This window comes from Cesiribacter sp. SM1, assembly GCF_020178975.1.
GTDB lineage: Bacteria > Bacteroidota > Bacteroidia > Cytophagales > Cyclobacteriaceae > Cesiribacter.
Genome location: NZ_JAHXBU010000044.1, coordinates 186,406 through 195,837 on the forward strand (window position 1 = coordinate 186,406; position 9,432 = coordinate 195,837).

Annotated in this window: 5 protein-coding genes; 1 reads left to right on the forward strand and 4 read right to left on the reverse strand. The window is 51.5% G+C overall.

The window, feature by feature from the left end; all coding sequences use genetic code 11:
• Positions 1–315 precede the first annotated feature (315 nt).
• Complete coding sequence (locus KWJ01_RS09105) at positions 316–3,717, reverse strand: methylmalonyl-CoA mutase family protein (protein WP_224996119.1); 3,402 nt, start codon at positions 3,715–3,717, stop codon at positions 316–318.
• A 187-nt stretch (positions 3,718–3,904) separates the two neighbouring features.
• On the opposite strand from KWJ01_RS09105, the gene KWJ01_RS09110 reads away from it, so the two are divergent.
• Complete coding sequence (locus KWJ01_RS09110) at positions 3,905–4,693, forward strand: patatin-like phospholipase family protein (RefSeq protein ID WP_304502769.1); 789 nt, start codon at positions 3,905–3,907, stop codon at positions 4,691–4,693.
• A gap of 6 nt (positions 4,694–4,699) precedes the next feature.
• Here KWJ01_RS09110 and KWJ01_RS09115 read toward each other — a convergent pair whose 3' ends face one another.
• From KWJ01_RS09115 to KWJ01_RS09125, 3 genes are all read right to left on the reverse strand, one after another.
• A complete protein-coding gene (locus KWJ01_RS09115) occupies positions 4,700–5,137 on the reverse strand; it encodes an Ig-like domain-containing protein (RefSeq protein ID WP_224996120.1) in 438 nt (145 codons plus the stop codon).
• Positions 5,138–5,235: 98 nt separating this feature from the next.
• Positions 5,236–7,611 (reverse strand): patatin-like phospholipase family protein, encoded by a 2,376-nt coding sequence (locus KWJ01_RS09120; protein ID WP_224996121.1) that lies wholly within the window; start codon positions 7,609–7,611, stop codon positions 5,236–5,238.
• Between the two features lie 415 nt (positions 7,612–8,026).
• Positions 8,027–9,337: a glycosyltransferase gene (locus KWJ01_RS09125; RefSeq protein ID WP_224996122.1), complete on the reverse strand. Its 1,311-nt coding sequence runs from the start codon at positions 9,335–9,337 to the stop codon at positions 8,027–8,029.
• Between the last annotated feature and the right edge of the window lie 95 nt (positions 9,338–9,432).

Here is a 9,432-nt window from a genome sequence, read left to right on the forward strand (position 1 = left end):
TCCCGAATTTTGATTTTGGATAAAATAAGCAAAAACAGCCTTGGATGCTATTCCAAGGCTGTTTTTGCTTAAAGGTACTAGTTTTTGCGAGGAGGCACGACGAAGCAATCTGGCATCTACGCGCATAGAAGCCAGATTGCCACACTCCGCTTCGCTGCGTTCGCAAAAACTGTACTGCTAATAGAAGTGGCCACTGGAAATCTCCAGAGGCCACTTCTATTAGGAATGCTAGCTCCTTAAAAATCCGGGATGATTCATGTCTATGTTCCGGTTCGTGATCTCCTATCTCACGTCTAACGTCTCACATCTATCATACTACATATTCCGCCTGTACTGCCCGCCCACTTCAAACAGCGCATTGGTGATCTGCCCCAGGGAGCAGTACTTGCTGGCTTCCATGATGCCTTCGAAAACATTTTTGTTCTGGATGGCGCAGAGCTGCAACTGACGGAGCTGTTCTTTGGCTTCGTCCCTGTTGCGCTGCTGCAGGTTTTGTACTGTTTCGATCTGGGCTTTTTTCTCCTCTTCGGTGGCGCGGATTACCTCGCCGGGGGTAACGGTAGGGCTGCCTTTTGAAGACAGGAAGGTATTCACGCCAATAATGGGCAGCTCGCCTGTATGCTTCAGGGTTTCGTAGTAGAGGCTTTCTTCCTGGATCTTGCTGCGCTGGTACATGGTTTCCATGGCACCTAAAACGCCGCCACGCTCGGTGATGCGGTCGAACTCCTGCAGCACGGCTTCTTCTACCAGTTCTGTCAGCTCTTCGATGATAAAGGCACCCTGCAACGGGTTTTCGTTCTTGGCCTGCCCCAGTTCCCGGTTAATGATCAGCTGTATGGCCATGGCCCGGCGCACCGAGTCTTCGGTAGGGGTGGTGATGGCCTCATCGTAGGCGTTGGTGTGCAGCGAATTACAGTTGTCGTAAATGGCATACAGGGCTTGCAGGGTGGTGCGGATGTCGTTGAAGTCGATCTCCTGGGCGTGCAGCGAACGGCCGCTGGTCTGGATGTGGTACTTCAGCATCTGGCTCCGCTCGTCGGCACCATACTTATTGCGCAGGGCTTTGGCCCAGAGGCGGCGGGCTACGCGGCCAATCACGCTGTACTCGGCATCGGTACCGTTGCTGAAGAAAAAGCTAAGGTTTGGCGCAAACTTATTGATGTCCATGCCGCGGCTTAAGTAGTACTCGATGTAGGTAAAGCCATTTGAGAGCGTAAAGGCCAGCTGAGAAATAGGGTTGGCCCCTGCCTCGGCAATATGGTAGCCGCTGATGGATACCGAATAGAAATTACGGATGTTGTTTTCGATAAAGTACTGCTGCATATCGCCCATCAGGCGCAGCGAGAACTCTGTAGAGAAGATGCAGGTGTTCTGCGCCTGGTCTTCCTTTAAAATATCGGCCTGTACGGTGCCCCGCACGGCGGCAACGGTTTTGGCTTTGATCTGCTGATAAACCTCCTGGGGCAGCACCTGGTCGCCGGTTACGCCCAGCAGCATCAGGCCAAGGCCATCGTTGCCTTCGGGCAGAGGCCCGCGGTATTGCGGACGAGCAGCCCCTTTGGCTTTGTAGAGCTCATCGATCTTCCGGTTTACTTCTTCTTCCAGGCCATTCTCCTTTATGTATATTTCGCATTGCTGGTCTATGGCGGCATTCATAAAGAAGCCGGTGAGCATGGCAGCCGGACCGTTGATGGTCATGGATACCGAGGTGGTAGGGTCGGAGAGGTTAAAGCCGCTGTAGAGCTTCTTGGCATCATCCAGGCAGCAGATGCTAACGCCGGAGTTGCCAATCTTGCCGTAAATGTCGGGGCGCCAGTCGGGGTCGTTGCCGTAGAGGGTAACGGAGTCGAAGGCGGTAGAGAGGCGTGCGGCAGGCATGCCTTTGCTTACATAGTGAAAGCGGCGGTTGGTGCGCTCGGGTCCACCTTCGCCGGCAAACATACGCGTTGGGTCTTCGCCCTGGCGCTTAAAGGGGAACACCCCTGCGGTATAGGGGAACTCGCCCGGTACGTTTTCCTGCAGGCTCCAGCGCAGTATATCGCCCCATGCGGTATAGCGGGGCAGTGCAATCTTAGGTACTTTGGTGCCTGATAAGGTTTTGTGGAAGGTTTGTACCTTAATGTCGCGGCCGCGCACCTGGTACACAAACTCATCCCGGGCGTATGCTTTTTTCTTTTCGGGCCAGTCCTGGATAATCTTCCAGTTGCGTGGATCCAGGTCCAGCTTCACCCGCTCAAACTCCTCCTGCAGGCCTTTGATCAGGCGGTCTTTATCCTCAATGCTGCTGCTCTGCAGGCTGTCCATGGCCTGCTGAATACCGAAGAGCTTCTGGGCCACACTGGCCTGCTGCTCTACCCAGCCATCGTAGCTGCGGTTGTTTTCGGAGATCTCGCTTAGGTAGCGGGTGCGGGAGGGAGGAATGATGAATACTTTTTCGCTCATCTCATCCGAGATCTCAAAAGAACTCTTCAGGGCCATAACGCCGGTGCGCTCCACAATCTTGTCCATCACGGCCTTGTAGAGCTTGTTCATGCCCGGATCATTAAACTGCGAGGCAATGGTGCCCCACACCGGCAGATCCTCTTCTTTGGCATCCCAGAGGTTGTGGTTGCGCTTATACTGTTTCTTCACATCACGCAGGGCATCCTGGGCACCGCGCTTGTCGAATTTATTGAGGGCAATAAGGTCGGCAAAATCGAGCATGTCGATCTTCTCCAGCTGGGTGGCGGCGCCGTACTCGGGCGTCATCACATAGAGGCTCACATCGGAGTGCTCGGTAATTTCGGTATCAGACTGGCCAATGCCGGAGGTTTCCAGGATGATCATATCGAAGCCGGCAGCCTTTACAATATCCACCGCATCCTGCACATACTTGCTAAGCGCCAGGTTGCTCTGGCGGGTAGCCAGGGAGCGCATGTATACCCGCTCGTTAGAGATGGCGTTCATGCGGATACGGTCGCCCAACAGCGCACCACCTGTTTTGCGCTTGGAAGGGTCTACTGATATGATGGCCAGGCGCTTTTCCCGAAAATCGATCAGGAAACGGCGCACCAGCTCATCTACCAGGCTCGATTTACCCGCTCCGCCGGTGCCGGTAATACCAAGTACAGGTGTGGTGGCGGTACCTGTGCTTGTTTCTGCCACTGCAGAAAGTTGTGGCCTGATGCTGGCGAAGGCTTCCGGGAAGTTTTCGGCAGCGGAAATCAGGCGGGCAATGTCTTTAGGCCGCTTGTTCTTCAGGTTCACTACTTCACCGTTCAGGTTTTCACCTGTGGCAAAGTCGCACTTCGAAACCATATCGTTGATCATGCCCTGCAGGCCCATGGAGCGGCCATCGTCTGGGCTGTAAATGCGGGTAATGCCATAGGCATGCAGCTCCTCTATTTCCTGTGGCAGAATGGTGCCGCCGCCGCCGCCAAAGATGCGGATGTGGCCGGCACCGCGCTCCTGGAGCAGATCGTACATATATTTAAAAAACTCTACGTGGCCGCCCTGGTAAGAGGTAATGGCAATGGCCTGGGCATCTTCCTGGATGGCAGTTTCCACAATTTCCTGCGCCGAACGGTTATGGCCCAGGTGAATTACCTCGCAGCCCGTGGCCTGAATGATACGGCGCATGATGTTGATGGCGGCATCATGCCCATCGAAAAGCGATGCGGCCGTTACAATGCGGATGTGGTGTTTGGGTTTATAGGGAGCAACCAGCGCTTGAGACATGGTGTAAAAATTTAAATATCTGAAAATGAACCTGCTACCTGGGGTAACGCTTAAAGTACGCCTGCAGGTTCGCTTACAATCGATTGCGAAAATAAGGATTCCGGGCCTTATTTGCTAACGATCGTTTGGGTAGTGGTAAAACTATGCAGGAGCAAAGCTGTTTAGTAAAACAGCAAAACTGATTTCAATGAACGCTGACAAAACATCAAATATTGAATATGAAACTGGCCTGGTGCTCTCTGGCGGTGCCTATAGGGGTATTGGGCAAATAGGAGTGCTGAAGGCGCTGGAGGAAAGGGGCATCAGGCCCGACATTATCTCTGGTACCAGCTCGGGGGCACTTAATGCTGTACTCTATGCCAGTGGCTACTCGCCGGATGAGATGTACGAGATCTGGGAAAAAGAACCAATGGCCAAAACCTTTAACCTGCACTTTCCGCAGTTTGGTATGCTAAAGCATGGAAAGATCGGGGAGCTGGTAAAGCCCTACCTGCGCCATCAGCGCCTGGAAGAGCTGCCCATTCCCCTGCGCCTGACAGCCTCCTGCCTGAACGACGGCAGCCAGAAGATTTTCAGTGAGGGCACGCTGGTAAAAGTACTGGAGGCCTGCTGTGCCGTTCCTCTTGCCTTTGAGCCTGTGGAGATCGACGGCCGCATGTATGTGGATGGCGGCCTGGTGAGTAACCTGCCAACCGAGCCACTGGAAGGAAAATGCAGGCGGCTTATTGGTGTTTCTGTAAACCCTGTGCCCTTCAAGGAGCGGCTCGACGGCATGACGGACACCATCTACCGCACCATCTGGATAGGCATAGAAAGCACCGTTCAGAAAACCCGTAAAGTATGCGACTGGCTGATTGCCCCCGAAGAGTTTGGGCAGCACGGCTTTATGGAACGTACCGCACTGCCTGTGTTCTTCAACGCCGGCTACGAATACACCCTTCGCTTTCTGGATGAGCAAGGGTACAGGGGAAGCTGATACTGCTTACCGCAGTATCACGCTTATGCGCTCTGTGCCGATGTTGCCGGCGTTATCTTCTGCTTCTACATCAATGGTGAAGGTAATAGGCAGCGGTGTGTTTTCCTGGATATCTTCTGTAATGTTAACGCTATAGATATTGCCGCTTTTGGTAGGAAAACCATCTTCACCCTTCATAATTGTTCTGTTGAAGGGGGTAGGCAGCACTGCGGAGGATATGTTCACCTCAATTCGTTCCAGCTCTCCCTCTTCTTCAATAGTACCGGCCACGGTAATGGTTCCGGGTATATCGATGATCGCACCATCTTCCGGGCTGGTAATGGTAATTACGGGAGCAGTGGTATCTGCTGCAGGAGTGGCGTCATCATCGTCGTTGCAGCCAACAGAAAAAACAGTGATCAGGGCAAAAAGACTAAAAATGCTAAGGTGTTTGGATAAGGTCATAAGAGAAAAAATTATGCTATAATTTAAAATAAAACGAGCATTTACCCACAGATTCCGTGGATTTTTTGGATTTGCGGCACAGGGGTGGTGGTGTTTCACTATTGAATGACAGCCTGAGCACGAATTTGTTTGTCTTCAGCCCCTGGTTTTACTGCCTCCGGAGCTTTAACCTTTGTTTTGGTGCTGGAGAGCAGGTTTACAGGTTCTTTTACCTCCAAAAGCTGCTGCAGTCTGCCCAGGGCCTGCTGGTTGTCGGGCAGGTAAATGTTATTGAGGATGTTATGCTTTTCTTTGGTGGTGAGGCGCCAGTTAAGGGAGGCACGTTCTATTTCCTGTTCCTTTTGCAGATCGGGAGCCTTATCGCCCTCATACATGGTGCGGGGAATGTACTGGAGGTCAACCCGGTGCAGCGGCACCTGCAGCCAGCCCCTGGACATTTCAAAGAGGTTGTCGTTGTCGAGGTCCTGCAGGTAGGTCCAGTTTTTGTAAATGTTGTTCAGGGGTGTAAAAAACTTTTGCAGCAGGCTGGGCGAGATGGCCTCTTCTATTTCCTGTTCCTTTTCAGAATCGCGTATGCAAAGCATTACCACGCCGCCGGTATTCTGCTCTATCCAATCACGGAAGACATAGAGGAAACGCAGCCCATCCTCTACGCCAAAGTTATCGGCAATGCCGCTGTCCATAGTTTCGAGCGGCGGGTTGCTGGGCAGTATCTGGTTGGGGGTAATGTAGGGGAAAGTAGCGCTCATGCGCAGGGCGGAGATAAAGCGCAGGCTGTCGCCCCCATGGCGGGCAAACAAACGCCTGAAATCTACGCCTTTTACTTTTGCTTCCTGGATGCCCAGGCTGTCGGTGCCACCGGCACCCATGTAGGAGACAGGCTGCGGCGAGATAAAGAGCTTCCGGCCGTCGTTGGTGATGTTGGGTGCCAGCACCATCAGGGGAATGAGGGCCTGCGCTTCCGGTGCCCTGTAGGCTGCCAGTGGTTTATCGAGAATGCCCCCGGTGTTATTGTTGAGCTGCTCCTCAAAGGCATGCCCGCGGTCGCGCATATAGGTATGCCCGCCCCACTCAAAGCTGCCGGTTTTTATGAATAGATCGTTTACCAGCAGGCTGAAAATAATAGGATTGAGGTTATCGCGGCTGATGCGCTCCAGGTACTCTTTTGAATTAGGATTTACTGATTCGCCCATAATCTGCCGGAGTACCAGCTCGCGGTAGTAAGCCGCACCCACCATGCCACCCGAGGCACCGGTAATGAGAAAGGCATGCTGCATAAGGTTACCATGGGTAAGACTGTCGGCAGTCTGAAGCGAGCGCATGGTCCAGAGGGCGGAGCGCTGTCCGCCGCCACTGGTGCAGATAAACACGATCTTTGGCTTTTCCGTTGGGCTAAACTTGCTGCGCCAGCGATCCAGAATAGCCAGGGTAGCGGCTTTGTCCTGCTGCTGCATTTCCAGGGAGCTGAGGCTGTCGAGCACCTGCAGGTTATAATTTACCGGATCTTCGTGATAATTAAGGCCGAAAGCTTCGCTCTGGTGCTGCAAATGAGCATACTGGGTGGTGGTGTTCAGCACCAAAAAGGCCAGGATGGCTACGGTAATAGCCCAGCTGCGGAGCCAGAAGGTAAGGGCACCCGCCAGCATCAGTACAATGGTAAACAGCAGAAAGCTGCTGGCCGCTGCCGGTAGCTGCAGGGCCGGTATATCCCGGAAAAAACCGATGGAAAGAATAATGACCAGCACAATGAGCTCCAGCAATACAGAGTTCAGGTGATTCTGATCAAACACCCGCAGAATTTTATCTTTGTTGTAGTAGAGCGGATCAACCTCCACCTTGCGAATGCGCATATCTATATCGATGTACCAGCTGATGGGAGAGCGTTTTTTTTTGGCAGCATTCAGGCGCTTTGCCATGTTTACCCGGCTGATGCGTATGCGCCGCAGGCTGTGGTCTACCTTTTCGGCAAAGAGCAGAAAAATATCTTTGTTGGTAAAGCGGAAGTAGAGCAGGAAGGCAAGCAGGATGCACAGGTAACCTCCCAGCAGGCCCAGCAGGTACACCCCGATGTGGTAGGGGGTGTTGTATTCGTAATCGAGCTGAAAGCGCACAATGCATACCATATAGGTAAGCAGGAACAGCAGCGGAATAATGCTGTTGTTAAGGCAGAATTTGGCAAAAGGCCTGCTTAAGGTTCCCAGGAAAGGAAACTGCTGCACATCCAGAATGTAGGAGGTAATATGGTAGGCCATGGTGAATGCTCCCAACGCCAGCCCTATAATAAAAAAGCTGCTGAAGCTTACTTTGCCCAGGTATTCTGGATCGAGGAACAGAAAGGGAATTCCCAGCACGCGCCCGAAAGCCTGAAAGATAATGGCGAAGAGGATGCCCCAGAGCAGCAGCAGGATCTGGTTTTTCCGGATATGATGTATCAGGAGCTGAACGGGAAACGACTGGTAAAACTGCCTCTTCATATAAATGACCCTTATAAACCAGTATAGTGCCGGAGACCAGGTAAAGCACCTATCCTGTAAATGGAACTTTAAGAAAATAAAGGAAGTATTGACTGCTGCCTTTTAGTGATCTTACTGTAAAGCCTCCTGGAAAGTTACAGGTTTTATGTATAAACGGTCAGTATATGTAATGAAGTATATAATAAATTAAAAGGTAAGGAATATCATGTACAGGCAGGCTATGTAATTTTAGATATGTGTTGAATTTTGTCAGGGTGTTAAAATCAGTGTTTACTGAACATTTAGCAGCGGCGGGAACAGGCGCTGTTTTGCACAGCTTTCAAGTCCTTAGTTTTTTTTATGATGCAGGATCATTGTTCATTAACTGTTGTGAGGAGGTGCTCTTACCGTCTCAATAAAAGTTATTTCGAATCCATCAGGTGTATATGGCTGCCTTTTTAGATAAAGAACCATCAAACTGCTGAATAAAAGATTCTATATAATTGCTGGCAGTTTCTGTTCCACACTCTTCTTTCACTACGGCTGCAGCCTGCTGTGCAGCATAGCTGTAGGAGGGATCCTCCAGCAAACAGAGCAGGGCTTTTTTTAGACGATTCTTTGTGAAATGGGCGCTGTAAATAAACTTGCCGGCACCCAAACGTTCCACTCTTAGTGCATTATCTGGCTGATCGAAGGAGTGAGGGATCACCAGCATGGGTTTTCCTGCCCGCAAGGCCTCCATTGTTGTTCCTATACCGCCATGATGTATTACCAAGGCACTTTTACTGAACAAAGCAGCGTAAGGAAGGTAGCCGGTCAGCAGTATATGTCTGTCTTTTGCATAATGCTTTTTTTCCTGCGCTGGAAGTGTTTGGGCAGCACCTACAAAAATGGCTCTTTTGTTCATCTCCGTGAGTAACTCATGGCAGCAGCGGTATACAGCCTCTGCATTCAGCACCACGGAAGAACCCAGGCCAACAACAATAGGAGGTTCGCCCTCCCTGATGAAATTTTCTACTGCCGGCGGCAGCTCTTTATTTTCCTGGTAGAAAGGAAATCCTGTAATGCAGGTATGGGTGGGCCAGTCGGTTTGTTTTTGGGCCAGGAGTTTGGAGAACATAGCCAGTACCCGGTAAGGGGAGTGCTGACCCTCCATCAGGGGGTGCTTGTCAGGGGCTAAGCCTATTTCTTTTCTGAAGCGATAAATAGGCTCGCACCACTGGTGGGTTACCATTCTCACGGCTTTCCTAACCAGGCGGTTGGTGGGTACTCCCAGGCCAGGCAGGTGTACCATCCAGGGATAGCGGGGAACTACAGGCGAATCGTGAACAGACCAGAAATTGTTAGGGGAGAGGTTGCAGGAAATCCAGGGAATGCCTGTTTTTTCAGAAACCATGGGGCCGGCAAAACAGTAGGCGTGGTTGATCAAAAGATCTGCATTCTGCACAGCCTGGCTTAGATCATTATAGTTCTCCCGTATGTAGGGAAATATAAGTTTACGAGCCAGGGTTTCAGATCCGGTTCGCAAATCCATGGCCGCTTTCATGGTTTGACGGTCGCTGAGGTCAAGATCGGGGCGCAGCGGAGCAAAGGACAGCCCCATGCCCTCAACTTTACTCCTTACCGAAACTCCTCCGGCAATGGTAACCTGGTGCCCTCTGGCTTTTAATGCCTGCCCGATAGCGAGGTATGGATACAGATCTCCTAACGATCCGTAAGAACTGATTACTATTTTTTTTGCCACCATAGCTTATTTAAAAAAGGAGTACGTTCACGGTAGATCAGCAGGTCCGGCCTTCTTCCGGAACCTTTACCGGATTCTGGTGTAATCTTCTTCTATGT

What these genes read in the sequence shown, in the direction of transcription:
- KWJ01_RS09110 (WP_304502769.1), top strand. Translation starts at nt 3,905, where the DNA reads ATGAACGCTGACAAAACATCAAATATTGAATATGAAACTGGCCTGGTG.
- KWJ01_RS09125 (WP_224996122.1), bottom strand. Translation starts at nt 9,337, where the DNA reads ATGGTGGCAAAAAAAATAGTAATCAGTTCTTACGGATCGTTAGGAGAT.
- KWJ01_RS09105 (WP_224996119.1), bottom strand. Translation starts at nt 3,717, where the DNA reads ATGTCTCAAGCGCTGGTTGCTCCCTATAAACCCAAACACCACATCCGC.
- KWJ01_RS09120 (WP_224996121.1), bottom strand. Translation starts at nt 7,611, where the DNA reads ATGAAGAGGCAGTTTTACCAGTCGTTTCCCGTTCAGCTCCTGATACAT.
- KWJ01_RS09115 (WP_224996120.1), bottom strand. Translation starts at nt 5,137, where the DNA reads ATGACCTTATCCAAACACCTTAGCATTTTTAGTCTTTTTGCCCTGATC.